The 26887-nt window shown below is 65.3% G+C and carries 22 protein-coding genes; 14 read left to right on the top strand and 8 right to left on the bottom strand.

Going from position 1 to position 26887, the window contains the following annotated elements:
- The first annotated feature begins 3 nt into the window (after positions 1-3).
- The 7 genes from ABIB66_RS06065 (at position 4) to ABIB66_RS06035 (ending at position 7317) form a co-directional block, all read left to right on the top strand.
- The gene (locus tag ABIB66_RS06065) at positions 4-303 is read left to right on the top strand and encodes a XapX domain-containing protein (protein ID WP_354254519.1); all 300 of its coding nucleotides are present in this window, start codon (positions 4-6) and stop codon (positions 301-303) included.
- A complete protein-coding gene (locus ABIB66_RS06060) occupies positions 300-2174 on the top strand; it encodes an amidohydrolase (protein ID WP_354254517.1) in 1875 nt (624 codons plus the stop codon). Before ABIB66_RS06065 ends, ABIB66_RS06060 begins: the two co-directional genes overlap by 4 nt.
- 1 nt (position 2175) lies before the next feature.
- Positions 2176-2643 carry a DoxX family protein gene (locus tag ABIB66_RS06055; protein WP_354254514.1) on the top strand — a complete coding sequence of 156 codons (468 nt, stop codon included), beginning with the start codon at positions 2176-2178 and terminating at the stop codon, positions 2641-2643.
- On the top strand, positions 2640-3572 hold the full coding sequence (locus tag ABIB66_RS06050) for a VOC family protein (protein ID WP_354254512.1): 933 nt from the start codon (positions 2640-2642) through the stop codon (positions 3570-3572). Before ABIB66_RS06055 ends, ABIB66_RS06050 begins: the two co-directional genes overlap by 4 nt.
- A gap of 61 nt (positions 3573-3633) precedes the next feature.
- Positions 3634-5010, top strand: a complete 1377-nt coding sequence (locus ABIB66_RS06045) for an alginate export family protein (protein ID WP_354254728.1) — start codon at positions 3634-3636, stop codon at positions 5008-5010.
- Position 5011: 1 nt separating this feature from the next.
- Positions 5012-5707 carry a YoaK family protein gene (locus ABIB66_RS06040; RefSeq protein WP_354254510.1) on the top strand — a complete coding sequence of 232 codons (696 nt, stop codon included), beginning with the start codon at positions 5012-5014 and terminating at the stop codon, positions 5705-5707.
- 8 nt (positions 5708-5715) lie between these two features.
- Entirely contained in the window at positions 5716-7317 is a 1602-nt protein-coding gene (locus ABIB66_RS06035; RefSeq protein ID WP_354254508.1) for a Na+/H+ antiporter, read from the top strand.
- A 94-nt stretch (positions 7318-7411) separates the two neighbouring features.
- On the opposite strand, the gene ABIB66_RS06030 is transcribed toward ABIB66_RS06035, so the two are convergent.
- Together ABIB66_RS06030 and ABIB66_RS06025 are read right to left on the bottom strand one after the other, a co-directional pair.
- The gene (locus tag ABIB66_RS06030; RefSeq protein WP_354254507.1) at positions 7412-10306 is read right to left on the bottom strand and encodes an ATP-binding protein; all 2895 of its coding nucleotides are present in this window, start codon (positions 10304-10306) and stop codon (positions 7412-7414) included.
- A gap of 87 nt (positions 10307-10393) precedes the next feature.
- Positions 10394-10825, bottom strand: a complete 432-nt coding sequence (locus ABIB66_RS06025; RefSeq protein ID WP_354254505.1) for a hypothetical protein — start codon at positions 10823-10825, stop codon at positions 10394-10396.
- 452 nt (positions 10826-11277) lie between these two features.
- Here ABIB66_RS06025 and ABIB66_RS06020 point away from each other — a divergent pair, with 452 nt between their 5' ends.
- Complete coding sequence (locus ABIB66_RS06020; protein WP_354254503.1) at positions 11278-11925, top strand: helix-turn-helix domain-containing protein; 648 nt, start codon at positions 11278-11280, stop codon at positions 11923-11925.
- A 104-nt stretch (positions 11926-12029) separates the two neighbouring features.
- Here the strand turns inward: ABIB66_RS06020 and ABIB66_RS06015 are convergent, their stop codons facing one another.
- Complete coding sequence (locus tag ABIB66_RS06015; protein WP_354254501.1) at positions 12030-12665, bottom strand: alpha/beta hydrolase; 636 nt, start codon at positions 12663-12665, stop codon at positions 12030-12032.
- Positions 12665-13600, bottom strand: coding sequence for a ring-cleaving dioxygenase (locus tag ABIB66_RS06010; protein ID WP_354254499.1), 936 nt, complete (start codon positions 13598-13600; stop codon positions 12665-12667). The genes ABIB66_RS06015 and ABIB66_RS06010 overlap by 1 nt, the downstream gene beginning before the upstream one ends.
- A 121-nt stretch (positions 13601-13721) precedes the next feature.
- Here ABIB66_RS06010 and ABIB66_RS06005 point away from each other — a divergent pair, with 121 nt between their 5' ends.
- Positions 13722-14627, top strand: coding sequence for a LysR family transcriptional regulator (locus tag ABIB66_RS06005; RefSeq protein ID WP_354254497.1), 906 nt, complete (start codon positions 13722-13724; stop codon positions 14625-14627).
- Between the two features lie 304 nt (positions 14628-14931).
- Here ABIB66_RS06005 and ABIB66_RS06000 read toward each other — a convergent pair whose 3' ends face one another.
- From ABIB66_RS06000 to ABIB66_RS05985, 4 genes are read right to left on the bottom strand one after another with little or no spacing between them, the layout of a single operon-like run.
- A complete protein-coding gene (locus tag ABIB66_RS06000; protein ID WP_354254495.1) occupies positions 14932-16050 on the bottom strand; it encodes an alkene reductase in 1119 nt (372 codons plus the stop codon).
- Between the two features lie 43 nt (positions 16051-16093).
- On the bottom strand, positions 16094-17242 hold the full coding sequence (locus tag ABIB66_RS05995) for an FAD binding domain-containing protein (RefSeq protein ID WP_354254493.1): 1149 nt from the start codon (positions 17240-17242) through the stop codon (positions 16094-16096).
- Between the two features lie 27 nt (positions 17243-17269).
- Positions 17270-18379: an FAD binding domain-containing protein gene (locus tag ABIB66_RS05990; RefSeq protein ID WP_354254490.1), complete on the bottom strand. Its 1110-nt coding sequence runs from the start codon at positions 18377-18379 to the stop codon at positions 17270-17272.
- A 39-nt stretch (positions 18380-18418) separates the two neighbouring features.
- On the bottom strand, positions 18419-19624 hold the full coding sequence (locus tag ABIB66_RS05985) for an MFS transporter (protein WP_354254488.1): 1206 nt from the start codon (positions 19622-19624) through the stop codon (positions 18419-18421).
- Positions 19625-19844: 220 nt separating this feature from the next.
- On the opposite strand from ABIB66_RS05985, the gene ABIB66_RS05980 reads away from it, so the two are divergent.
- The 5 genes from ABIB66_RS05980 to ABIB66_RS05960 are packed head-to-tail and all read left to right on the top strand — an operon-like array spanning position 19845 to position 26820.
- On the top strand, positions 19845-21323 hold the full coding sequence (locus tag ABIB66_RS05980) for a c-type cytochrome (protein ID WP_354254727.1): 1479 nt from the start codon (positions 19845-19847) through the stop codon (positions 21321-21323).
- Positions 21324-21365: 42 nt separating this feature from the next.
- Positions 21366-21854, top strand: a complete 489-nt coding sequence (locus tag ABIB66_RS05975; RefSeq protein WP_354254486.1) for a (2Fe-2S)-binding protein — start codon at positions 21366-21368, stop codon at positions 21852-21854.
- Complete coding sequence (locus ABIB66_RS05970) at positions 21851-24079, top strand: xanthine dehydrogenase family protein molybdopterin-binding subunit (protein WP_354254483.1); 2229 nt, start codon at positions 21851-21853, stop codon at positions 24077-24079. The genes ABIB66_RS05975 and ABIB66_RS05970 overlap by 4 nt, the downstream gene beginning before the upstream one ends.
- A complete protein-coding gene (locus tag ABIB66_RS05965) occupies positions 24080-25261 on the top strand; it encodes an HlyD family secretion protein (protein ID WP_354254481.1) in 1182 nt (393 codons plus the stop codon).
- Complete coding sequence (locus ABIB66_RS05960; RefSeq protein WP_354254479.1) at positions 25258-26820, top strand: MFS transporter; 1563 nt, start codon at positions 25258-25260, stop codon at positions 26818-26820. The genes ABIB66_RS05965 and ABIB66_RS05960 overlap by 4 nt, the downstream gene beginning before the upstream one ends.
- The last annotated feature ends 67 nt before the right edge of the window (positions 26821-26887 follow it).

Below are 26887 nucleotides of genomic sequence, written 5' to 3'. Positions count from 1 at the left end.
GCGATGAAGATCTATCTGTTGTCGGCCGGGGCCGGGATCCTGGTCGGCGTCATCTACAGTCTCCTGAACGTGCGCTCGCCCGCGCCGCCGCTGGTGGCGCTGGTCGGCCTGCTCGGCATCCTCGTCGGCGAGCAGGTCATCCCCGTGGGTAGGCAGTTGGTGTCCGGCAGCGGTCTCGCCGCGGCATGGCGCCAAGCGCAGTGCGCCCCCCACATCTTCGGCCTGCTGCCGGGCCGACAAGCCGGCGCCCAAGCCGATGCTCTCACGATGGCGACCGATACCGCAAAGGAGAAGCGTTCATGAGTTCGCCCGATGTCATCCTGCACAGAGGCCTGTTCACCACGCTCGACCGCTCCAATCCGGCGGCCTCGGCCGTCGCGATCGCCGACGGACGCTTCGTCGCGGTCGGACACGATCAGGAGGTGATGAAGCTCGCCGGCCCGTCGACGAAGATCGTCGACCTGAAAGGGCGACGCGCGCTGCCCGGTCTGATCGACAACCATCTGCACATCATCCGCGGCGGCCTCAACTTCAACATGGAGCTCCGCTGGGACGGCGTGCGGTCGCTCGCCGACGCAATGAACATGCTCAAGCGGCAGGTCGCCGTCACGCCGGCGCCCCAGTGGGTGAGGGTGGTCGGCGGGTTCACCGAACATCAGTTCGCCGAGAAGCGGCTGCCGACCATCGACGAGCTCAACGCCGTCGCGCCCGACACGCCGGTCTTCCTGCTGCATCTCTACGACCGGGCGATCCTGAACGGGGCGGCGCTGCGTGCCGTGGGCTACGTCAAGGATACGCCGGAACCGCCGGGCGGCGAGATCGTGCGCGACGCGAAGGGCAACCCGACGGGGTTGCTGCTGGCCAAACCCAACGCCAACATCCTCTACGCGACGCTCGCGAAGGGGCCGAAGCTTCCCTTCGACTATCAGGTCAACTCCACCCGCCACTTCATGCGCGAACTGAACCGGCTGGGCGTCACCGGCGCGATCGATGCCGGCGGAGGATTCCAGAACTATCCCGACGACTACGCGGTCGTGCAGAAGCTGAGCGACGAGGGCCTCCTGACGATCCGGCTGGCCTACAACCTCTTCACCCAGAAGCCCAAGGGCGAGAAGGAGGACTTCCTCAACTGGACGAAGACGTCGAAGTACAAGCAGGGCGACGATTACTTCCGCCACAACGGCGCCGGCGAGATGCTGGTGTTCTCGGCCGCCGACTTCGAGGATTTCCGGGTCGCCCGTCCGGACATGCCGCCGGAGATGGAGGGCGAACTCGACGAGGTCGTCCGTGTGCTGGTCCAGAACAAGTGGCCGTGGCGGCTTCACGCGACCTATGACGAAACGATCTCGCGCGCGCTGGACGTGTTCGAGCGGGTCAACCAGGACATGCCGTTGGAAGGCCTGCACTGGTTCTTCGATCACGCCGAGACGATCTCGGACCAGTCGATCGATCGCATCGCGGCGCTCGGCGGCGGGATCGCGGTGCAGCACCGGATGGCCTACCAGGGCGAATACTTCGTGGAACGCTACGGCGCCGGAGCCGCGGAGGCGACGCCACCGGTCAAGAAGATCATCGACAAGGGCGTCAAAGTGTCGGCCGGCACCGATGCGACGCGCGTGGCCTCCTACAACCCCTGGGTCTCGCTGTCATGGCTCGTCACCGGCCGCACCGTGGGCGGCCTGCGGATCACGCCCCAGCGCAATTGTCTGGATCGCGAGACGGCGCTGCGGATGTGGACCGAAAACGTGACCTGGTTCTCCAACGAGGAGGGACGCAAGGGCCGCATCCAGGTGGGGCAGCTCGCCGACCTGATCGTCCCGGACCGCGACTATTTCTCCTGCAGCGAGGCGGAGATCGCCGACACGACGTCGCTGCTGACCATGGTCGGCGGCAGGATCGTGTTCGGCGCCGGCGACTTTTCGAAGCTGGACAGCGTGCCGCCGCCCGCGATGCCGGACTGGTCGCCGGTGAGGCGCTTCGGCGGGTACGCGGCTTGGGCGGACGACAAGGCCAAGGAAGACAGTCTCGCGATGAAGGCCATGCAGATGTGCGGCTGCGCCAACTCGTGCGGGGTGCACGGCCACGATCATGCCACGGCCTGGTCGAGCCGGCTGCCAGTGTCCGATCTCCGAAGCTTCTGGGGCGCGCTGGGCTGCGCCTGCTGGGCGGTCTGACGTGCAGACAAGCGCATCACCGGGCTGGATCGCCGCCATCTTGCATCGCCCGATCCTTTGGCACGCGGCCAGACTGCTGCTGGTATCCGCCTACATCCTGGGCGGCTTCGCCAAACTACTCGATTTCGCCGGCGCCGTGGCCGAGCAGGAACACTTCGGCCTCCATCCCGGGTGGCTCTGGGCGGCGGCGGCCATCGCCATCGAACTCGGTGGGTCCCTGCTCGTCGTTCTCAATCGTTTCGTGTGGCTGGGCGCCGGTGCCCTCGGCGTCCTGACCTTCGTGGCGATGCTCACCGCGAACGCGTTTTGGACGATGGAAGGCCATGACAGATTTATGGCCATGAACGCCTTCTTCGAACATCTCGGCTTGATCGCGGGGCTCGTCGTCGTCTCGGTTCTGTCCGAGGCATCCGCGTTCGGCACGAACCCCGCTGCGCGGGCCCAAACCCTTCAGGGAGTTTCACGATGAAAACAACCAGCGCCCTAGTGCTTTTCGCGTTTGCCGCGGCTGCCGTAGCGAGCGGACCGGCCGCCGCCAAGGACACGACGAAATCCAAGGAGACGGCGGTCGCGGTTGCACCCCAATACGACACGACCCACGTCTACGTGGCGCCCGACGACGTCGACAAGTTCGTAAGCACCTTCCTCGCGACCTTCGGCGGCAAGAGCACCAAGCAGGTGGTGGCCACAGTCACGCCGACGCCGAGCAGCACCACGTCGCAGCTCCTGCAGACGCCCGTCGGCACCGTCTCTCTGTTCGGCTTCAAGACGCCTGTCCCGTATCCGTTCGGAGCCGAGCGCAACGGCTATCTGGTCAGCGACCTCGACGAGGCGGTCAAGAGCGCCCGCGCTGCTGGCGCGGACGTGATCGTTTCCACCTTCCCGGACCCGATCGGGCGCGACGCGGTGATCCAGTGGCCCGGCGGGGTGAACCTGCAGATCTACTGGCATACGACGAAGCCCGACTACGCGGCGTTCGAACGGATTCCGGAGAACCGCGTGTACGTTTCGCCCGACAGGGCCGCGGCTTTCATCAAGAGCTTCGTGGCGTTTTCGCGCGGGAAGGTGGTATCCGACGATGCGAAGACGGCGGGCGTGGAGATCGGCAGGCCCGATGCGACCTACCGGCGCGTGCGGATCGAGTCCGCTTTCGGGAAGATGGTCGTGCTGGTCACGGACGGACATCTGCCCTATCCCTACGGGCGGGAGACGACGGGCTATGAAGTGGCCGACCTCGCTGCGACCCTTGGCAAGGCAAAGGATGCCGGCGCGACGGTGCTGGTGGATCCCTATACGTCGGACGGGCGCTCCACCGCATTCCTCATGTTCCCCGGAGGCTACGTCGCCGAAATCCACTCGCCGTCCGCGAAGAGCGCATCGCGGGCTGACGGGAAATGAGGTGATCTCTTCGGTGTCGGCGCGCGCCCGTCTGCGCAATTTTTTCCGGGTCGGGATCGCCATGGCGGTCTTCGGCGCCGGCATCGGATGCGCGCAGGCCGACGAAGCGGACACGGGGGTGGCCAAGCGGCCCGCCATCCAGGCGAACCGCTGGGCCGAGGACTGGTCGGTGCTGGCCGATCCCAGATTGCGCACCGAACCGTTCGACGGGCTCAAGTACATCCCGCTCTGGGCCACCGATCCGAAAAGCTATGTCTCCCTAGGGGCCACGCTGCGTGAGCGGTTCGAGAGCAACAACGCGGCGGGATTCGGCACCTCCAACACGCCCTCGGACAGTTATCTCCTGCAGCGCCTGCAGGTCCACGCCGACGTTCACTTCAACGAGAACTGGCGCGCTTTTGTCCAACTGGAGGACGATCGGGCGTTCGGCAAGCAGAACATTTCTCCCGTCGACCAGGACCGTCTCGACCTTCGTCTTGCCTTCATCGAGTACGTCAACGTCTTCTCCGGCGGCACCCTGAAGGCGCGGGCGGGACGGCAGGACTTCGCCTTCGACCTTCAGCGATTCGTATCGTCCAGGGACGGGCCGAACGTCCGGCAGTCGTTCGATGCCATCTGGGGCGATTGGGAAACCGGAGTATGGCGCTTCATCGCATTCGTCAGTCGTCCGGTGCAATACTTCGACGGGCGCCCTTTCGACGACACGTCGAATGACAACTTCCGATTCAGCACGTTGAGGATCGAGCGCAAGGTACTCGGTGACAACGAGCTGTCCGGCTACTATTCGCTCTACGAACGCAACAACGCCAAGTACCTCGATGCCTTCGGCGACGAGCATAGGCACGTGTTCGATGGACGCTTCGCAGGCAAGACCCAGCAGATCGATTGGGACCTGGAGGCCATGGGGCAGCTGGGACAGGTCGGTACGAAGGACATTCGCGCCTGGGCCGTCGGCGCGCGAACGGGGTACACGTTCACGACCCTGCCGTGGCAGCCCCGCCTGGGTCTCCAGTTCGATGCCGCCTCCGGCGACCATCACCCCAACGACGGGACGTTGGGTACGTTCAACCCGCTCTTTCCGAACGGTTACTACTTCACCCTCGCCGGCTACACCGGGTATGTGAACCTGGTGCATCTCAAGCCGGCGATCACGCTCAGTCCCCTCCCGGGGCTGAAGGTGCTGGGCGCCATCGCCCTGCAATGGCGTGAAACCACGGCCGACGCGATCTACGTCCAGCCCAATGTGCCCATCGCCGGCACCGCCGGCAAAGGCAGCGCCTGGACCGGAGCCTATGGTCAGATCCGGGCCGACTACGCCTTCAACGAGCATCTGACGGGCGCCATCGAGGCCGTGCATTTCGAAGTCGGCGACACGATCATGCGCGCAGGTGGGCACACCAGCAACTATCTCGGTGTCCAACTCCAATACGGCTGGTAGCATGTCGAAGTCCGTCTCCGTTCTCGCTCTCCTGATGAGTCTCAATGCCGGATTCGTCGACACTGCGGGTTTCCTCGCGCTTCAGGGCCTGTTCACTGCGCACGTGACCGGCAACTTCGTCACCTTCGGCGCGGCCATCGTGCTGGGAACGTCCGGTGCTCTGGCCAAGCTGCTTGCGCTTCCGGTCTTCTGCGCCGTGGTGATCGTCACCAGGATATTCAGCTTCTATCTCCCCGCCATGGGGTTCCCGGTCCTCCGCTCGATGCTGGCCATCAAGACGCTGCTGCTCGCCGCGGGCGGCGCGGCGGCCGTCTATTTCGGGCCGTTCGTGCAAGGGGACAGCTGGCAGGCGATCGTCACGGGGATGATGCTGGTCGCGGCAATGGCCATTCAGAACGCGGCCCACCGCATCCACATGGGCACGGATCCCCCCAGCACGTTGATGACAGGAACGACCACCCAGATCATGATCGATGTCGCCGATGTCCTTCGGCGCGCCCCTCCATCGGTTCTGTCCGTCGCCAAACCTCGTTTGGGCAAGATGTCCGCGAGCGTGGCAACGTTCGCGGTGGGGTGCGCGGCCGGCGCCTGCCTGTACGCCAAGTTCGGCACGTGGTGCTTTGCCCTGCCCCCGCTGATGGCGCTGCCGGCCGTGCTGTTGGCGCCGACCGAGGTCGCGCCGACAAAGACGGCCTAGCGCTCGCCATGACACCAGCCGAGACTTTCCAGATCATCCTTCTGCTTCTGATGATCGCCGTCGTGCTCGATGCAGTGGCGCGTCGCCTGCATCTGCCGTCCGCATCGGTGCTGGTACTGGCCGGGATCGCTCTCGCTCTCGTTCCGGGACTTCCGGTAGTCGAGTTCGATCCGGACTTCGTGATGGTGCTCTTTCTGCCGCCGCTTCTGCTGTCGGGCGCCTACTTCACGGTGTGGCCGGATTTTCGGGCCAATCTCAGGATCATCCTGCAATTGGCCGTCGGGGCCGTCGTGATGACGACGCTGCTGGTCGGCGTGGTTGCGCACTTCTTCTTCCCGGCATTGCCTTGGGCCGCGTGCTTCGCGCTCGGTGCGATCGTCTCGCCGCCAGACGCCGTCGCCGCGCGCGCGGTCCTTGACCATCTCAGTGTCCCACCGCGGATTGCGGTTCTCCTCGAGGGCGAAAGCCTCATCAACGATGCCTCGGGAATCGTCCTTTTTCGGTTCGCCGTCGCTGCGGCGCTCACCGGGGCCTTCAGTCCGAGCGCGGCTGCGGGAAGCTTCGTCTACGTTTCGACCGTGGGAGTCGGAATCGGTCTTGCGCTGGGATGGATATGCGCACTGGTCGCCGGAAAGTTGACGGATGCCCGGCTCACCGTGGTCTGGACGTTCCTGTCCGCATGGGCTGCTTATCTGCTTGCGGACAGCCTGCATGTGTCAGGTGTGCTTTCGACGGTCGCATGCGGGCTGGTCCTCGGACGTCTGCAGCACAACGCTTTGAGCGCGGCATCTCGCGTTCAGGCCCAGGCGGTCTGGTCCGTGGTTACCTTCGTGATGGAGGCCTTGGTCTTCGTATTGGTGGGACTTGCCCTGCGCGGCGTTCTGCAGCGGTTCGGCGAACATTGGGGAACCGTTCTCACGCTCCTCCCGGCGGCGGCGGCGATCTTTGCGGTGCTCGTGCTCGCTCGGTTCGCCTGGATCTTTCCGACAGCCTACATACCGAGGGCGCCGATCCCGTCGCTCCGCAGGCGGGATCCCTACCCACCGCTCGCCGTTCCATTGGTGATAAGCTGGGCCGGGATGAGGGGGGTCGTCAGTCTCGCGGCCGCCCTGTCGTTGCCGGAGCAATTTCCCGGACGGGACATCATCCTGTTCGTGACCTTCTGCGTCGTCGCCGCGACCATCGTGGTGCTCGGATTGACGCTTGGTCCGGTGGCGAAGACCCTGGCGGGGAGGGCGTTCTTGCTCCACGGCGAAAAGACGCTCTCGGAAGAATCCGTCCGGGCCGAAGTCGCGCGCGCCCAATTCGATGTGATCAAAGCGCACTCTCTCGGAGCGGAGGGCAAGCACGCGCACCCTCGCCTCGTGGAACAGTACGGCCACCGTTTAGCGGTCGCGGAGGATCATGTCCGCGCCGGAGGACCCCATCGGGAGCGGAGACTCCAGCATTACCATGCCGTATTGATCGCGGTCGAAGCCGGGCGCAGAAAACTCCTGGAGCTCTTCGATACCGGGGGCATCCACGACAGCGTCATGCATAGGATCGAAGGTGAACTGGATCAGGAGGAGCTTTTTGCCTCTCGCGTGATCGGCGGGATGAAAGGTCCTTGAACGCGGCGGGCCCGGACTTCAGGGTCCGAGGGTTCGTCGCGCCCGGCAGCCTGGCCCATGGGATCGGCTTATGCTGACGGAGCGGCGCGCCTTCTCACAGTGTTGCTCGCGGAGACGGGTGGCGTCTCTCCGCGGGCGCCGTTTGTCGCAATTCGGCGAGCAACGTCTTGGCGCGACGGAAGGGCACTGTTTCGAAGCCCTCCACGAATTTTCCGACGGTTCCTTCCAGCAGCGCCGAGGCCTCTTCGCATCGATGCTGTGCCGCCAAGAAACGGGCAAGGCTGTCGGCCGAACGGAGCTCCCATCCAAGGGCTCCTTGACGTCTGGAAACGTCCATGGCCTCACGCAAGTGAAGCTCCGCCGCCGACGAGTTTGCACCTCCCAGCGCCGCCAGCACATCGCCATGAATCCTCAGGGAATCCGGCAACAACCAGAGCGCGTCGGTCGCTCGTGTCCGCTCCAGACACTCCGTCGACGCCAACAGGCCCTCTTCGGGGCGTCCATCCGCCGCCAGGAGCTCGGCCAAACGCCCGAGGAACGGAATGGAGACATTCTCGTATTGGGCACCGCTCAGCTTCGAGAGCGCCTCTCGCAACAATCTTTCCGCAGGTTCGATCTCTCCCCTCAGAAAAAGCAGCCTGCCTTCGAAACCGATCGACGCAAAGACATAGCTTTGGAAGTTGTTGTCGCACGCCACTTGCTTGAATTTCCGGATCGCTCCGGCTGCCCGGTCCAGGTCTTCCAGGATCAGGAACAGCGAAACCCCGCACCAACTGAGTGCCTGACAGATCGACGTCGGATTACCCGTTTCTTCCGCCTCGGATTGGGCCGAGATGCAGGCCCGGACGGTTCGATCGAAACGTCCTAGACTCCAGTATCCTCGCGCCATCACGCATTGCGCATAGACCGAGTGGTTCATGCCCCACCGACCTATCTGCGAAGCGATGGTGTGAGTTCGCAGGTATTCGTGCGCCTCGCGAGCGAGCTTCAGCGCCTCCGGGTATTCGGCACGGAAAAACAGCGATGCGCTCTTGACGCTCTTCATCATCGCCGAGGCCACAGGCTCGTCGGCTTCCGCCACGAGGGCCTCGATCCTTTTCGTGTCCGCCAAGGCGCTCCTGAAGTCGCCGCGCCGATGATTGAAGAGGACCAGGCCTAGTCGGGCCCTAAGCTCCCATCGCCGATCGCCGAGTTGCCCCGCCAGCTCGAGCGATCTGTTCAGAGCCTCTCGGGATCGAGCGGTCATGCCCTCGGTGAACATCACTGCGAGACCGAAAGCGGCCTTCAGGATCAACTCGCTTCGTTCGTCGGCGACGGCCGGCCCGAGAGCGTCGATCGCTTTCGTCGTCCAGGCGATGCACTCCGTCAGGAGGGAATTTTCCAACCACACAGGCACGGCGGCGGCTGCGAGCGCGACTCCCGCCTCAGCCCGGCCTCCAGGCGAAAAGGCCCAGTTCAGGATTCCGCGCACGTTGTCGAGTTCCTGGACCGCATCCCTCAGCGTCTTCACCCGGTCCGGTCCGTCGGCGTCCTTGCGCAGCATTTCGACGAGGCAGGACGCCAGGCGTAGGGTGAGCTCGGTTCGCTCCGACTTCTCGATCAACTTGGCGAGCACGAACGCCTTCGCGATTTCCAACAGCCGAAACCTGGCGCCATCGGAGCCGATCTCGACGGAGACCAGCGATTTGCAGACCAGATCCGCGAGGATCGATGCGGTATCGATCTCCCCCACAGCTGGAATGACGGAGATGGCCGCATCGAGCGTGAAGCTGCCGCCGAAGACCCCGAGACAGCGGAGAACATGTCGTTCACCTACGCTCAGCAGCTGGTAGCTCCATTCGAGCGCAGCTGCGATCGTTCGGTGTCGCGCTGGCGTGCCGCGGCGAGCGTCCGCGAGCAGCTCGACGCCGGTCTCTATCCTGCCGACCAGTCCCTTGACGCCGAACGTGTCGATCCGCGCGGCGGCGACCTCGATCGCGAGGGGGTTGCCGTCCAGTCCGCGGCATATCTGAGCGGCGAAGGCGGCGTCGGCATCGGTGAGCTCGAAATCGTTGACTATCGCGGCCGCCCGCTCGACGAACAACTGCACCGCGGGGTAGGCCAATACGTCCTTTGGGCTGACGATCGCAGCCAGCGGAGGCACTGCCAGCGGAGGCAGCCGGAAGATCTGCTCGCCCTCGATCCGCAGCGGCTCTCTGCTCGTGGTCAGCACCTTGATCTCGCCGGCGCAACGCAGCAATTCGCCTATTGCGGCCGCCACCCCCTCGATCAGATGCTCGCAGTTGTCGAATATCAGAAGCAGGTTCTTGTATCGTAGCGCGGCGTCGATGCCCGACGGCATGTCGCTCGACCGGACATCGAGCGGAAGCGCGGAAGCGATCACGCTCGGAATCAGCGAGGCCTCCGTGATCGAGACGAGATCGATCAGCCACACACCATGCCGAAACTGCGGCAGCATCGTTTCCGCCATGCGAAGCGAGAGCGAAGTCTTTCCGACGCCCGGCGGTCCGACGATGCTTACGAGCCGCTCGTCCGTCAGTTTCCGTTCTACCGACCGAAGTGCCTCGGCGCGTCCCACCAGTCGGGTCAGTTGTGCCGGGAGGTTGTGGGCCGGGGGCGAGGTCGGCTCGTCGACGGCTGCGCGCCCCTCTCCCAGCACCCTGATGGGTGCGACGAAACGATATCCACGTCCCGGGCTGTTCACGATGTACTGGTTGGCGGTGTCGTCCTCGCCGAGCGCGCGGCGAAGCGCCGCCACCTGAACGGTCAGATTGGCTTCGACCACGAACGTATCCGGCCAGGCGATCTCGACCAGTTCGCGCTTGCTCACCAACTCCCCTGCGCGCTCGACGAGCGCGATCAGGATCTCGATGGCCTTGCTGCCGAGGCGAACGACGCCGTCGCCGTCGAACAAGGTCCGCTTGGCGGTCGATAGGCGAAACGGTCCGAAAAGAAACGTCCGCTCCGGTGTGTTGTCGCGATCGGACATCCTGGATCAGCCATTGCCTTTCGCAGGCATCCTCACTACGCCACGGACCCGAGGGTGTCCATCCGTCGAAAGTCCGCGCAAACAGGCTCAGAGTTGATCGTCGGCCCGGACCTGTACGGCAACCGCCTGCTGGCGCGCCATGATCGCGGTCATCGCGATGCGTTCGGCTTCGGCCCCGCAGAGCGCCGCCAATTCCACCGCGACCACGGCCAATTGCTCGATCAGATCGGCGCGGGCGTGAAGCTGCGCCGTCTGCCGCCTGCCTACCCATCTGGCGAGGGTTTCAGGTTCGAGTGTGGCTTCTCGTTCGAGACCGGTCTGCAGCCTCTCGTGAAGCTCCGCGGCGCGCTCGGATGCCCTGGTCGTGGTGGCCCGAAGTTCGTCCAGACGGCTTGCAAGATTGCCTTCGTCGGCCATCGCCAAGCCCGTGAACAATCCGTTGATGTTGTCCACGCTTACCTGCAATCGAGCCAAATGGAGGCGCAGATCCTCACCGAACTGGGCCAAATTGCCGGTCATGAATGCACCTCTTGCACGAGCCCAGTCTTTCGCGCAAGTCGGCTGCCGCCAAACAAAATCTTGCAAATTCTCAGTGCGGCAACGCGGTCTCGCCCCGCTCAAGCCTTCTTTTTGGAACGATTTATTGGCGTTGCCGGGGAGCCGGGACTAGGAATCTTCCGCATGAGGGTTCGATGACCGATTTTCCGGACACTTCTTCCAGCGGGTTTTTCGGTCGGCGCCTCGCCATGCACCTCGGAATGGAGGGCGATTGTGTTCGCAAGATCAATCGCCAGGGCAAGTTCGCGCTCGCCGTAACGAGATTGTCGGGTCCCCGCTTTGCTGGTGGGCGGAGGGCCCCTATCGCGCCCGAGTCGGCCTTCAGCATCCTGCATCAGATCGGCGATTCGGAGCAGGATTCGGGCCAGATAGCGGGACCTCGCGGGTGTTCCGGATCCTTCAGGGTCGGAACGGTGAGCGTGCTCGACCTTCGGGACAATCCGCAGTGTGACCTCAAAGGGCCGTTCGATGCGGTCCAATATTACGTACCCCGCCGTGCACTTGACGATTTCGCCTACGAGAACGACGCGAAGCCGATCTCAACGCTGAGGTGGCCGCGCGATCGTCGCGATCCTTGTTTGACGACGCTGACAGGCGTTCTCTTGCGTGCCCTCGAGGAGGAGAGGGCGAAAAACCAGCTCTTCGTCGATCAGCTCGGATTGAGCTTGCTCGCCCACTTTGCGCAATCCTATGGAGAGCTTTGCACACGCGAGCGCGTCCAGGAGGGGGGACTTGCGCCATGGCAGGAGCGCCGCGCCAAGGAAATAATGCGTGTTCGTCTCGCCAGCAGCTTGACCATCGCCGACGTTGCGGCGGAGTGCAGACTGACGCCAAGTCACTTCGCCCGTTCTTTCCGCCGCAGCACCGGTCTTGCGCCCCACGCGTTTCTCTCTCGGCTCCGGATCGAAGAAGCCAAGCGGCTGATGACGACCACCAAGCTGCCGTTGGCGGATGTCGCCTTGATCTGCGGGTTCGGCGACCAGAGTTACTTCACAAGGGTTTTCTCCCGGACTGCGGGAATGAGCCCGGGCGCCTGGCGTCGGAATCGTTCCGAGGGGTAGGGCCCAGAGGGCTTGAGCCATGACGTCGTCATGGCTCAAGCCGCTCCGCCGCGAACAGCGAGGTGTCGACGGGTGCTCGACGGAAATCCGCCGAGAGCCTGTCGTCACGTGGCCGGCGCATGCTGCTTGGCTTCCGCCAGCCAGGTGCGGGCGAGCGCGACGTCCGGCTGCGAAAGCTGATGGCCCGCGGGCAGAATGCGATGGTCGACGCTGGCTCCCGCCTTCGAGAGCATCGCGGCCAGCGCACCTGCATTTTCGGCGGCCACGATCGGATCCTGCCTGCCGGACAGGATCAGAACCGGCTTTCCGTCGAGACGCGCCGCCGGCGGATCCGCCAGCGGGACCATGGCCCGCAGGAGGACCGCTCCAGAGAGCGCGTGGGGGTCCATCAGCAGAAGCGCGGCCGCGATGTTGGCGCCGTTCGAGTAGCCTACGGCGATCGGTGCGTCGATGCCGTAGCGTTCCCGCGCGTCCTGCACGAATTCGCCGAGCTCGAGCGCGCGACGTCGCACGTCGTCCTCGTCGAACACGCCCTCGGCGAGCCGCCGGAAGAAGCGTGGCATCCCGTTCTCGAGCACGCGGCCCCGCGGCGACAGCAGCGGCGAACCCGGCGAGATCGTGGCGCCGAGCTGCAGCAGATCGGTCTCGTCGCCGCCCGTGCCGTGAAGCAGCAGGAGCGGCGGCGCGCCCGTCCGATCGCCCGGTTCGAAGCGATAGGTGAACGGTGATTTCGTCGACATCATGCGGCTCCCTGAAGCTCGGGCAGGACGCTTTCGATTTCCTTCCGCTGCGGCTCGAGGAAGCTCGGCAGCTTCAGATCGCGGCCGAGGGTCTCGACCGGTTCGTCGACGGCAAATCCCGGAACGTCCGTAGCGATCTCGAACAGTACGCCGCCCGGCTCGCGGAAGTAGATCGAGCGGAAGTAGTTGCGGTCCTTCTGTTCGGTGGGATGCAGTCCATGATTGCCGACCAGCTTCTCGGCCATGCTTGCCTGTTCGGCGTCGTCCTTGGCGCGGAATGCGACGTGGTGCACCGAGCCGCGGCCCTGTCTGCCGCGCAGGAAACCCTTCGCCTCGTAGATGTCGACCACGTTGCCCTGCGCGTCGCCGGGCGCCATGAACCGGATCACGGAGCCTTCGCGGGCGGTCTCGCGAAACCCGAACACGTCGGTGAGGACCTTTGCGGTTCTCGCCGCATCCTCGAGCAGGAGTGTGACGCCCTGGAAGCCGCGGATCGCATGTTCCGCCGGCACGTCGCCGTTGCTCCATCCCGCTTCCTCTTCAGCGGCGGCTACCCCGACGAGGGCGAGCGCCATGCCGTCCGGATCGGAAAATGCGAGCACCGGCTCGCCGAAGCGCTTTTCCAGCGCCTCGAACTTGATGCCCTTCTCGAGAAAACGCTGCGTCCAGTAGCCGATGGAGCGCTGCGGGACCCGGAAAGTGGTCTGGTGGGTTTCACCGGCTCCCCGACGGCCCTCCGGAGCTCCTTCCCAAGGGAAGAACGTGAGGATGGTGCCCGGCCGGCCGGTCTCGTCGCCGTAATAGAAATGGTAGGTCGCCGGATCGTCGAAATTGACCGTCTTCTTGACGAACCGCAGGCCGAGATCCCGCGTGTAGAAGCTGAAGTTCTTGCGCGAGTCGCCCGCGACGGCGGTGACGTGGTGAATGCCTGACATGATGATCTCCGGGGTTTGCGGTCGTGCTTGGCTCTGCCGCCCATATCGGACAGCTTTGATCTGAGAACAATCCATGCTTTTATGGCATGTCTGTTTACGTTTTGGCGACAATGGGGGCGGAATGGACAAGCTGGGCAGTCTGAGAGCTTTCGTGAAGGTGGTCGAAACCGGGAGCTTCTCCGAGGCGGGCCGTCAGCTGCGGCTGTCCAGGTCCGCCATGAGCAAATACGTTTCCGACCTCGAGGAGAGCCTCGGTGTGCAGCTTCTCAACCGGACCACCAGGCACGCGAGCGCCAACGAGAACGGCCAGCTCTACTACGAGCGGGCGCTCGTGATCCTTTCCGAGCTCGAGGCCGCCGATCAGGCGGTTACGCATTTGCAGTCGACCCCGCGGGGCCTCCTGCGCATCAACGCGCCCATGTCGTTCGGCACGATCAGGCTGGGGCCGGCGCTCGCCGATTTCATGATCAAGTATCCGGAGATGCAGCTTCAGCTCGTGCTGAGCGACAACCTGGTCGATCCGGTCCAGGACGGCTACGACGTGACTCTGCGGATCGCCGAACTCGAATCGTCCAGTCTGATCGCGAGGAAGATCGCGCCGATCCCGAGGGTGATCTGCGCTTCGGCGGATTATCTGAAGCGGCATGGGACCCCTCGCCACCCGCAGGACCTGCGCGGTCATGTCTCCCTCACGTACGGCTTCCTGCTCACGGGCAACCAGTGGAAGCTGACGGGGGCGGACGGAGAGCACTGGATTCAGCCGGCCTGGTCGCTGTGCGCCAACAACGCGGAGGTGCTGCGCGACGTCGCCCTGAAGGGAAGGGGCGTGGCGCTGATACCCGAATTCATCGCGGGAGAGGCTCTGCAGAAGGGCCGTTTGAAGGCGATCCTGAAGGATTTCTGGGCGCCGCCCTTGGCGCTGTACGCGATCTATCCGCCTACCAGGCACCTGTCGGTGAAGGTGCGGCTCTTCATCGATTTTCTGGTCGAACGTTTCGGGCGCGAAGTCGAACCACCAGGAAACTGAAGGGCTGAGGCGATCGCGTCGGATACGTCCAAGTCCCGTCCGCAGATCGGAATATGGAGCGGTGCCCGGCCCTCTGAGGGCAACGCGCCGCTCCACCCCGTTCCGCGACCGCCGGCATGTCCCAGCTGCGCTTTGCGAGGCCAGACACGTCTCGGCCGCCAAATGCTCACCACCGAGGCTCAAACAAGCGGCAGAACCATGGTGGCTTCCGCAGGGCGACCGGCTCAGGCCAAAACGTGATCCGCAGGGTCCCGAAACGGGCACGCCTGCCGGAGGCGCTGCGTGACGCAACGCCTCCTGTCGGTCAGTGAGCGCCATCCGGCCTCGCCGAATCCAAGCTGGGATAGTCGAGATAGCCGAGATCCGAACCACCATAGAACCCGAACGGCTGCGGCGGGTTGTAGGGGCCGCCCGCCCGGATCCGCGCCGGGAGGTCCGGATTGGCGAGAAACAGGCGCCCGAACGCCACCGCGTCCGCTTCGCCGGACCTCACGATCTCGATGGCCCGCTCGGGAGTGATGCCGGCGTTGACGATGAGCGGCCCGCGATAGAGGTCGCGAAAGATCGGAATCATCCGGGCGTAGTCGGGGGCGCCGGTCCAGGCGTTGGTGTCGGCCAAGTGAAGATAGGCGAGGCTGGCGGTCCGCAGCCACTCCGCGAGCCGTCCATAGGTATCTTCCGGATGGGGGTCTCGTGTGCTGTTGTAGTCGGCGAATGGCGACAGTCTCAGCCCGATCCGCGACCTCGGAATGGCCTCGGCGATCGCCGCGACGATCTCGACGAGCAATTTCGATCGTCCCTCGACGCTCCCGCCATAGTCGTCGGTCCGCAGGTTGATCGTCGGCGAAAGAAATTGATGCACGAGATAGCCGTTGGCGCCGTGGATCTCGACGCCGTCGAAACCCGCGCGCGCGGCGTTGGTCGCGGCTACTCCGAATTCGTTCACGGCGTCCTGGATCTCGCGGACGGTCATCGCCCGCGACGGCGTGGCGGCGATGCGCACGTAGGCGCCGTTGGCCAGGAGCGCCCACACCTGCAGCCGGTCCAGATCGTCGTTGACGCCGGACGGCGACAGCGGCTGCTCGTCCGACAGCAGCCCGCGCGCACTCGCGCGTCCGCCGTGCCAAAGCTGGGCGACGATGCGACCGCCTTCTTCGTGGACCCGACCGACGACGGCTTTCCAAGCCTCCGTCTGTTCGTCCGTCCACAGTCCGGGCGCCCGATCGAAGGCGTTGGACTTCGGGCCCACGTTGATGCCTTCGGTTATGATCAAGCCGGCGCTCGCGCGCGAGCCGTAGTAATCCGACGCGGAAGAATTGATGACGCCGCGCTCGTCCGCCCGCGATCGCGTCATCGGCGCCATCACCGTTCGGTTCGCAAGACCGATATCGCCCAGCGCCGTCGATTCGAAGAGATCCGCCATTTATCGCACTCCTGTCGTGTTGTGTTGAGCGGCAGCCGCCCGTCTAGTCGGTTGTTCTGTCCCGCGACCAGCGATTGCCGAGCGCGAGGCCGTAGTCGTAGAGAGCGTTGCCGTACTCGAGTTGCTGCCGTTCCGTGGACCGGAGGGCGACGTCGACGTTCGCGCGCGCCGACTTCAGGGCGCGCGCGAGGGTCGATGCCTCGTAGGCGGCCTTCGCCGTGCCTCCCGCCGTGTGGGGGCGCACGACGAAGGCAGCGTCGCCGGTCAGCAGAACACGGCCAAACAGGGTTTTCGGCACCGTCACGTCAAGAATGCTCTGAAGGAAGGGGTCCGGCGTCGCCGAGACCAGCGCGGCCATCTTCGGATGGATTTCGCGCAGGGCGCGTTCCCGCAGACCGGCTACCGTCCCCTCCAGAGCGGTGCCTCGCGGCAGCGACGAGCGGTGCCGCACGCCGTTCTTGTCCGTCAGCACGTCGGCGAGCTCGGCCAGGCTCACGTGCACATACCAGACCCAGTTGAGCCGTCGCGATCCGGCTGCCACCGCCCCGTCGCTTCCAGGGATGAAGTACGCCAGCATGTGGCCGCCGCTGCGCGCTTCGGAAAACGTGAAGAGATCGTCGAAGAAGGGCAGGAGATCCGAAGGAACGCTCCTTTCCTCGACGGTACCTCTCCAGGCCACGTAGCCGGCGTAGCGGGGCTCGACATCGGGAAGCATCTCCCGGCGGATCGGCGAGCCGGAGCCGTCGGCTGCGAGAAACAGATCGCTTTCCACCGTCGTCTCGTCGCGGAGGGTCACATATGCCTTCGAGCCGGTCTGAGACACCGAAACCACCTCGGAGCCTGCCCGGTAGCACTCGTCCGGAACGGCGGCCCGCAGCGCCGCATGGATGGCCTCCCAGGAGGTGAATTCCTGAGGCATCTGCTGCAGGTCACCGTCGCCCCCCTTCGGATCCAGATATCGCCTGCCGCGGCAGGTGGTGAAGGGAAGGGGACCGGCGCCGTTTTCCTGCAGCAGTCTTATGAGTTCGGTCTGCACGACGATGCCTGCGCCACGGGCTATCATCTGGCCCGGCAGGCGTTCGTGGACCGTCACGGTCGCACCGAGCTTGCGCAGGACGATGGCATTGCATAGTCCGGCGACCGAGCCGCCGCTGATCGTCACCGCGAAGTCGTGGTCGGCGTGCCAACTCATCAGTTTCTCCGATTCATGTTCGTGCGCTCACTCCAAGTGCGCGCCCAATTCGCGGCCGGACGCTGCGATCGCCGCGCCGGCCTTGAGCCGTTCCTGTCCGTAGTCCCGCAGCGCGTCGTCGAGCGACTTCGACGAAAGGTGATTCCGCAAGGCGAGCGCATCCGCCGCCGCCTTGGCGATGCCCATCCCGGTGTGGGGACGCACCACGAAGGCCGCGTCCCCCGCCAGCGCGATCCGTCGCGAAACCATCCGCTTCGTTTCGTAGTCGAAGACCCCCTGCACGAACGGATGGGCGGTCGCTTCGATCGCGGCGGCGAAAGCAGGAGGCAGGAGTCGCGTGGCATCTTCGACGAGCCTGTTGCGCGCGCTCTCGGAGACGGCGCCCGGAGGGAGGGAATGCGGATGGATGCGGCCTTCACCGTCCGTGAGCGCCTCGTCCCTCGCGTGCGATCCGGCGGCCGGCCGGTACCAGACCCAATTGTACCTGCGACGTCCGAGCTCGGTTTCGCCGTGCGGTCCGGGCACCAGGAAGCCGATCACGTGGGAACGCGGCATCCGGAAATAGGCGAAGCGCTCGAGCAGTTCGTCGGCGGCGAAGCCGGGCAGCGCCGACTCCGGAAGAAGGCCGCGCCACCCCACGTAGCCCGCGTAGAGATTGGTTGCGGAAGGGCCGTCGACGGCGGCCCGCGACACCGAAGCGATCCCGTCGGCGCCGATGGCCAGGTCGGCGAACGTCTCGCTTCCGTCGGAAAAGCCAAGCGCCACCTGATGCTCGTCCTCGCGGATGTGTTCGATGCGCCGGTCGAGCCGATAGGAGCCCAGAGCCATGTGCTGGCGGAAGACGCGGTAGATGTAGTCCCAGGAGATCTGCGCCTGAGGGGGCATGTTCCTGTCGACGACGCCGCCCGAAGCGCCGAACACGATGCGCTCTCGCGCAATCACGCCGACGCGCGCCACGTGCTCGCATCCGGACGCGCGCAGAATGGCGAATGTCTCGCGCTTGCCGAGCAGGCCGGCGCCGCGGCCTTCGAGCCCATGGACGGATCGCTCGTAGACCGATACGTCATGTCCATCGCGGGCGAGCAGCGATGCCGCGAACAATCCGGCAAGCGAACCTCCGACGACCGCGATGCGCATGGGTGGCAACCCTCCAGGTCCGACGCTCAGAAATCGGCTTCAGTGATGGGCTGCATCGCCGTTCCGGCCGAAGGCTGTCGGCAGCTGCAGCAGCAGGCCCGCCGCCGCCAGCGCGGCGCCATAGCCGCACACGCCGAGCCACGACACATGCGCGTAGGCCCAGCTCGCACCCAGCGATCCGAGCGAGCCGCCGACGAACATCGCGGTCATGAAAACGGTGTTCAGCCTGCTCCGTGCCTCCGGACGGAGCGCGAATATCAGGTGCTGATTGGAGACGAGCGCGGCGTTCACGCCCACGTCGAGCAACACGACGCCGACGGTCAGTCCGGCGAGGGAGTTCCAGCCGGCGAAGACGGCCCAGGACGACAGCGTTATCGCCGCCGCGATCGCGATCACCAAGTGAGGTCCGCGCTTGTCGGCCATGCGACCGGCGAGCGGCGCCGCGAAGATTCCGGACGCGCCTATCACGCCGAACAGGCCCGCGATCTCGGCCCCGAGGCCGAATGCGGGCTCCTGGAGATGGAGGGACAGGATGGTCCAGAACGCGATGAACGAGGCGAACAGCATGGCCTGCGTCGCAGCGGCCAGTCGAAGCGCCGGCTCCTCCACGATCAGATGTATCAGCGATCGCAGGGCGGCGGCGTAGCCGATGCTGTGCGTGGGATGGTGCCGCGGCAGGGTCAGACGGATCAGTGCGGCGGCTCCGAGCGCCAATGGGGCACCGAGCCAGAACATCTCGCGCCAACCGAAGTGGGCGCCGACGAAGCCGGCGATTGTTCGGCTGAGCAGAATGCCGCCCAGGATTCCGCTCACCACCGTTCCGACCGCGGCGCCTCTGGACCGATTGTCCGCCAGCGTCGCGGCGAACGGGACGATCTGCTGGGCCACGGTCGCCGCGACGCCCAGCGTAAGCGACGCTGCGATCAGCGCGACGGTGGAGGGAGCGAGGGCGGCTAACGCGAGAGCCACCGCGAGCACGACGAATTGCACGATGATGAGACGCCGTCTCTCGAACAGGTCGCCCAACGGGACCAGGAAGAGCAGGCCGACCGCATAGCCGAATTGCGTCGCCGTGGGTACGAGGCCGATCACGGAGGAGTTCGGATAGTGCGCCTCGATCATCCCCAGCAGAGGCTGGTTGTAGTAGATGTTTGCGACCGCGATGCCGGCGCAAAGCGCCATGGCGAACGTGCGTGCGCGGGTGAGTTCGGGGACCCGCTGCTCCGTGACCGTGGACGATGACATGGCTGGAATCCTTGTTGCTGGGCGCGGGGCCTCGATTGCGCGCCTCCGACAGTTGACTTCGAGCAGAGCAACAGTTAATTTATCAAACGATAAATAGCAAGATCGTTCACCTGACCGTGATGCCCTTCTCCAAACTCACCGCTTAAGCGGACCGTCGGCGTTGTCGGGTCCGCATCCTGTCCGAGCTAGGACGTCCTTTCGCCGAGCCGTATTGGACGCCGTGCCGACGCTTTGGACTGGCTCGCTCCAATGCAGATCGCGGCGCGCCGTTGAGGATCGATGCAAAGGTGTTCGAGCCGCGATCTACAGTTTGTTCAAAAGCCGCATCAAACTGAAAAGACCAGAAAGCGGCTCGGCCCATAGTGCGGTTTCGTTCGGTAGGGGAAGGGCGATGAAGCTCCGGTCTATTTTGTTCGTCGTGCTCGCCTTCGGATCTGTCGGGGCGGCGGGCGCGTTTGTCTATGCGTGGGAGCCGACGATTCCGCCTATCGATCCACGAGAGGCCGCCGCGCCGGATCATGAGATCGCGAAACGGGGAGCAAGCCTCGCGCTGCTGGGGGACTGCGCCACGTGCCACACGGCGCCTGGCGGAGCGCCTTATGCCGGGGGGCTGGCGATGCCGACCCCGTTCGGCACCATGTTCTCGACCAACATCACGCCCGATCCGGAAACCGGCATCGGGCGCTGGTCGGAGCAGGCTTTCGTTCGTGCCCTTCGCGCGGGAGTGGATCGCGAAGGCCGCCATCTCTATCCGGCATTCCCCTACGATCATTTCACCCAGGTGTCGGACGACGATGCGAAGGCGATGTACGCCTTCTTCATGTCCGTCGATCCGGTAAAATCGTCGCCGCCTCCGAACCGGTTTCCCTTTCCTCTCAACGTGCGCCTGACGCTCGCCGGCTGGAAGCTGCTGTTTCTGCGCCAGGCCCGCTTCGTGGCCGATCCGTCGAAGGACGAGAAATGGAACAGGGGAAAGTATCTGGTCGACGGGCTTGGGCACTGCGGCGCCTGTCATTCTCCTCGCAATCTGCTCGGTGCCGAAAGGACGTCGGCCAGCTTCGAAGGAGGCGAGGCCGAAGGCTGGCGGGCCTTCGCGCTTGGGCGAAGTTCTCAATCGCCCGTCCCTTGGGACGAGGCTGCCCTGACAGAGTATCTCGCGACCGGGGCCCACGCCCAGCACGGCACGGCTCAGGGGCCGATGGCCAACGTCGTCGACAACCTTTCCTTGGTCGCTCCCGCCGAAGTGGGCGCGATGGCCCACTATCTCGCCTCCCTGGGCAGAGGCGAGGGACGGAATGACGTGAAGATGCCCGGCCCCTCGGGGCCGGGACGTCTGCCGCAGGCGGCCGGCGCACAGGCGGCGACGCCGCCCATGCCGGCCGACCCGGGCCAAGCCATCTACACCGCGGCTTGCGCGTCGTGCCACGAAGGCGACCGGCCGTTGCCGCTGGGCGGCTTGAGGCTCGCTCTGTCCACTGCGCTCGCCGGCGAGACCCCGACGAACCTGATCAATCTCGTGGTGCGAGGGATACCGGCATCGATGGGCGGAAGTTCGCGTCCGATCATGCCCGGCTTCGGAGATGTCCTCGACGACCGGCAGATCTCGGACCTCACGAACTATCTGCGCAGCCGAGTTGCCGGGAAGCGGCAGTGGGACGGGACGGCCAAAGCGATCGCGGAAGCGAGAGACAATCCGTGAGACGCCTTGGACAACAATCAGCGGAAGTATCGGTGAGGCACCATGACGAGACTGACGGTTAACGGTGAGAGCCGATCGATCGAGGCGAGCCCGGACACTCCGCTGCTCTACGTTCTCAGGGACGAGCTCGGGCTCAATGCCGCGAAGTACGGATGCGGTCTCGGCCAATGCGGAGCCTGCACCGTCATGGTCGACGGCAGGGCCGTTTTCTCCTGCGTCACGCCGGTGATGCTGCTGGAGGGCCGGACGGTCACCACGCTCGAAGGACTGGGCACCGTGGAGGCACCGGGCCCGATGCAGCGCGCCTTCATCGCGGAGCAGGCGGCACAGTGTGGGTTCTGCATTCCGGGCATGATGATGCGGGCGCAGGCGCTGCTGAACCGCGAGCCGCACGCGACCGATGAAGCGATCAGGGCCGAGCTCCAGCCTCACCTGTGCCGGTGCGGAACGCACATGCGTATTCTGCGTGCGGTCCGGCGCGCGGCGGAAGACATGAAGCCGAAGACCGCCGAAGCGAGGACCGAACGATGACACATGCCGTCTCGCGGCGCAGCGTATTGACGGGCGCCGGCGCCCTCATGGTCGCGTTCCGGCTTTCGGGGGCCCGCGCACAGACCGAAACGGGAACCGGTGGCAGCCCCTCGAAACGCGGGTTGCCCGGAAGCCTCGACGATACTCCGAAAATAGATGCCTGGATCCGGGTCGACGCGTCCGGAGCCGTGACCGTCATCACCGGAAAGGCCGAGCTCGGACAAGGCCTCAAGACGGCGCTGCTCCAGGTCGCGTCGGAGGAGCTCAAAGTCTCGTTGCACCGCCTGACGCTAGTGACGGCGGATACCGCGCGGACTCCGAACGAAGGCTACACGGCCGCAAGCCACTCGATGCAGGATTCGGGCACGGCAATCCGGCACGCCGCGGCGCAGGCGCGGGAGATCCTCGTCGCCGAGGCGGCGCGAAGGCTGGGTGTCGCGGCCACCTCGCTGCAGGTCCGCGACGGCGAGGTATTCGGCCCCGATCGCAAGAGCGTGGGATACGGAGACCTGGTTCGCGATCAACTGCTGTCCGTCGACGCGAAGCAGACCTCGTCGTTGACGTCGCCGGCCGACTTCACCGTGATGAACCGATCCGTACCGCGCGTCGATATCCCCGCCAAGGTGACGGGAGGAAGCGCCTACGTCCAGGATATGCGGCTCGAGGGAATGCTACACGGTCGCGTCGTTCGTCCGCCGAGTTACGGAGCCACGTTGCGCGATCACGATATCCCCCGGGTCGAGCGGATGAGCGGCATAGTCAAGGTCGTCCGAGACGGCAACTTTCTGGGCGTGCTCGCGGACCGGGAATGGACGGCAATCCAGGGCATGCGGACTCTCGCCGCGACCACGACCTGGATCGAGAAGCAAGCTCTTCCCGACAGCGAGGACCTGGCGGCGGCTCTGATGGATCTGCCTTCGGAGGACACGACGATTCACGATGCGGGACGTCCGGGCAAACCTGGAGCCGTGGTCGAAGGGACCTTCAGCAGGCCCTATCTCACGCACGGCTCGATCGGTCCGTCCTGCGCGATAGCGCAATTCCAGGATGGGAAACTCACGATCTGGACCCATACGCAAGGCGTGTTCTTCCTCCGCGGTGCCATCGCCGGCATGCTGCGGATGCCGCCCGAGAACGTCCGCTGCATCCAAGCGGAGGGCGCCGGCTGCTATGGACACAATGGCGCCGACGATGCGGCAGCCGACGCGGCGATGCTCGCGCTCGCCATGCCGGGTCGGCCGATCAGGGTCCAACTCATGCGCGAACAGGAGCACGCGTGGGATCCGTTCGGACCGGGCATGGTGGTAAAGCTCAAGGCGGCGGTCGGAGCGGACGGTACGATTGCGGATTGGCACCATGAGGTTTGGAGCCAGTCGCACATGATGAGGCCAGGTCCTCCCGGGACGCTGGTCGCCGCCCGGCTGAAATCCGACGCCTTTCCGCCCGCACCGCCGATTGCGCTTGCCCAGCCCGAAGGCGGCGGCGATCGAAACGCCATTCCGCTCTACGCGATCCCCAATTCCAAGGTGATCAGTCACTTCCTGCCGGACATGCCCCTGCGCGGCTCCTCGATGCGCTCGCTCGGAGGCTACCTGAACGTCCTCTCGATCGAGAGCGTCCTCGACGAATTGGCGGCGGGATCAGGTCAGGACCCGGTGGCGTTTAGGCTTCGGCACACCGTCGATCCCCGGGCGCGAGAGGTGATCGAAACGGCGGCGTCGCGCTTCGGCTGGGCAGCTCGGGTCAAGGCTTCGGCGAGCACCGGCTTCGGCTTCGGCTTCGCACGCTACAAGAACCTCGAGGCCTGGTGCGCGGTCGCGGTCGAGATCGAGCTTGCGCGCCAGAGCGGCGTGGTTCGCGTACGCCGCGTCGTGGCGGCCGTGGACACCGGCCAGGTGGTCAATCCGGACGGTGTTCGCAATCAGATCGAGGGCGGCGTTCTGCAGTCGATGAGCTGGACGCTCTTCGAGCGGGTGACCTTCGACCGCACCCGCGTGACGTCGGTGGACTGGTCGGCCTATCCGATCCTGCGCTTCGACGCCGTCCCGGAATCGGTCGAAGTCGATCTGGTGGATCGGCCGGGCGATGTCTTCTACGGCGTCGCCGAAGCCGCGCAGGGGCCGACGGGAGCAGCCATCGCCAACGCGATCAGGGACGCGACCGGAGTGCGGCTGCATGATCTTCCGTTCTCGCCGGCGCGCATCAGGAAAGCCATTGGGGCGTGATTGGAACCGGACATTCCCCTGAGCGTGCGTGAGACGAGCGGCTCTCCAAGCCTTGCCGCCGAGCAAGTCGCCGTTGGCACGCACAGCCGAACAACGTCGAGCTGGGGCCGGGCCCAGCCGATCTTCCATGCCGCGATCGCGGCCGCCATCGTCGCGATCGCGTGGATGGTGGCGGTGCACTGGGACCGGTGGACCGGCGCTTCCCGCTATCAGAGAACCGCCGATGCCTACATGGCCGGCGACATCACGCCACTCGCGGCCAAGGTCTCGGGCTATGTCAGGAACGTGGCCATCGCCGACTACCAGACGGTGCGCCGGGGCGACCTCGTCGTGGAGATCGAACCCTCGGACTACCAGGCGCAAGTAGACCTTGCGGAGGCCAATGTGGGCGCGGCGCAAGCCGCGCAAGCCCAGATCGGATCGCGGCGGGCGGTTCAAGCGACCTTGATCGAGCAGGCCGAAGCCAACATCCGCGCGAGCCAGGCCGAACTCGCCAGAGCATCGGCCGAGGCCAGGCGCCAGCATGAGCTGATGCGGACGCAGATCGCCGGCACGGAACAGCGGCTGGAGCAAGCCGACGCCGATGCGCTCAAGGCGGAGGCCATCGTGCTTCTGAACCGAGCTCAACTCGAGCAGCAGAAGGCGCTTCTCTCGCAGCTCGACATCGATGAAAGGCAGCTTGCCGCCCGGACCCGGGCCGCGCAGGCGCAGTCCGATCTCGCGCGCAACAATCTCGGCGACACCCGGATCGTGTCGCCGACCGACGGAATGGTGTCAGTGAGACAAGTGCGTCCCGGCCAGTTCGTCGGCGTGGGCGGTCAGGTCGTCACCGTTGTTTCCCTGCCGAATCTGTGGGTGGTGGCCAACATGAAGGAGACCCAGATGACCGGCGTGCGCGCGGGCAACAGCGCACGGGTCACCGTCGATGCCTTCCCTTCCGCGGTATTGACCGGCAGGGTCCAAAGCTGGTCGCCGGCCACCGGTTCGACCTTTGCTTTGCTGCCGCCCGACAACGCGACGGGCAACTTCACCAAGGTGGTGCAGCGGGTGCCGGTCAAGATCGTTCTCGATCCAAGCCCCGTGCTCGGCGTCTTGGTCCGGCCAGGGATGTCCGCCGTCGCGACGATCGACACCGAGACGATGGCGACGACAGTCGTTCCGGATCAGGGGCCGGCACGGTGACCGATCTTCCTTCGGTCTCCGGGACCGTGCCCGAGCGGGAGACCCTGAAGCCCTACGTCGGGCTTTTCGGCGTGATGATCGGATCGATGGCCTCCACGCTGAGTACCCGGGTCACGGTCTTCGGACTGGCGGATCTGCGTGGGGCCTTGGGCGCCGGCTTCGACGAAGGTGCCTGGATCACCACGGCGGTCGGAATAGGCCAACTGGTCGGGGGACTATCCTGTCCTTACCTCGCCAGCCTCGTCGGTCCGCGTCGCATGCTTCTGGCCGGCATCGCCGTCTTCTTCACCGCCAGCCTGCTGGCGCCCCTTTCGCCGAGCCTGCCGGCGTACCTCGCCGCGCAGCTTCTCGCCAGCCTCGGGGCCGGCACCTTCATTCCGCTGACCATCATCTTCATCATCCGCCACGTGCCGAGCCGGTTGAAGATCTATGGCTTCGCCATATTCGCGATGAACGCCGAGTTCTCGCAGAACGTGGCGGCATCCCTCGAAGGCTTCTATGCGGATCATTGGTCGTGGCGGTGGATCCACTGGCAATACTGCCTCGTGCTGCCCGTGATGTTCGCATGCGTCCGATATGGAATGCCCGAAGACGATGTCAGCGACGGCTCCGGCATTCGAAATCTCGACTGGCCCGCGCTCCTGTATGCCTGGCTCGGGTTCGGCTTGCTGTACGCCGGCTTCGACCAGGGCAATCGGCTCGACTGGACGGGCAGCGGCATCGTGGCCGGGTTGCTGCTGGGCGGACTTCTCGGTCTTACGGCCTTCATCGTTCGCGAGCTTACGGCGGTCCGCCCGGCCATCGACCTTCGGATTCTCGCGCGCGGGTACCTGCTGCTGTTCTTCTTCCTGCTGATCGGCTTCCGCTTCGTCATTCTGGCGACCGGCTACATCATCCCTGTCTACCTACAGGTCGTACAGAACTACCGCGGCCTCGAAGTCGGCTCGGTGCTCGTCTGGATCGCCATTCCGCAGCTCGTGCTGGTGTTGCCGTTGGCGAAGCTTCTCCAGACGTTCGATCCAAGGTGGACGTTGGGCGCGGGGTCCGCGCTGATCGGAATCGCCTGCCTGATCGCCACCGGGCTGACGGACCAGTGGGCCACGGACGATTTTCTGGCGTCCCAGGCGATCCAGGCGGTTGGCCAGTCGTTCGCTCTCACCAGCCTCGTCGTGCTGATCGCGCGATCGATCACGCCGACGGAAGCCGTCGCGATCGGCACCTTCGTGCAAATGAGCCGCATGTTCGGAGGAGAGATGGGCACCGCCTTCATGCAGACGTTGGTGCGGACGCGCGAACAAATCCATTCGAACCTGCTGGGGCTGCATGTCCAGGCGCAAGATGGCCTCACGGTCGATCGGCTGTTCGCGTATGGCCGCGCGGCGAGCTCCCGCCTGTCGGACGTCTCCGAGGCCGCCGCCCAGTCGACCAGGCTGCTGGCCAACGCGGTCGCAAGACAGGCTTCCGTGCTCGCCTACATCGATGGATTCATGGCCGCCGCCGCGGTGGCGGCCATCTGCTGGATCCTTTCCGCCTTCGTTCCTCGTAGCCCCGCCAGGTGAGACGGCCATCCCCCGCCGCGATGCGCCATGTGTGCAAGGCCCGACGATAGCGCACAAGAAAACGCAG

The organism is Bradyrhizobium sp. F1.13.3 (genome assembly GCF_040548265.1).
Lineage (GTDB): Bacteria > Pseudomonadota > Alphaproteobacteria > Rhizobiales > Xanthobacteraceae > Bradyrhizobium.
This window is presented reverse-complemented; position numbering and strand designations above follow the sequence as displayed.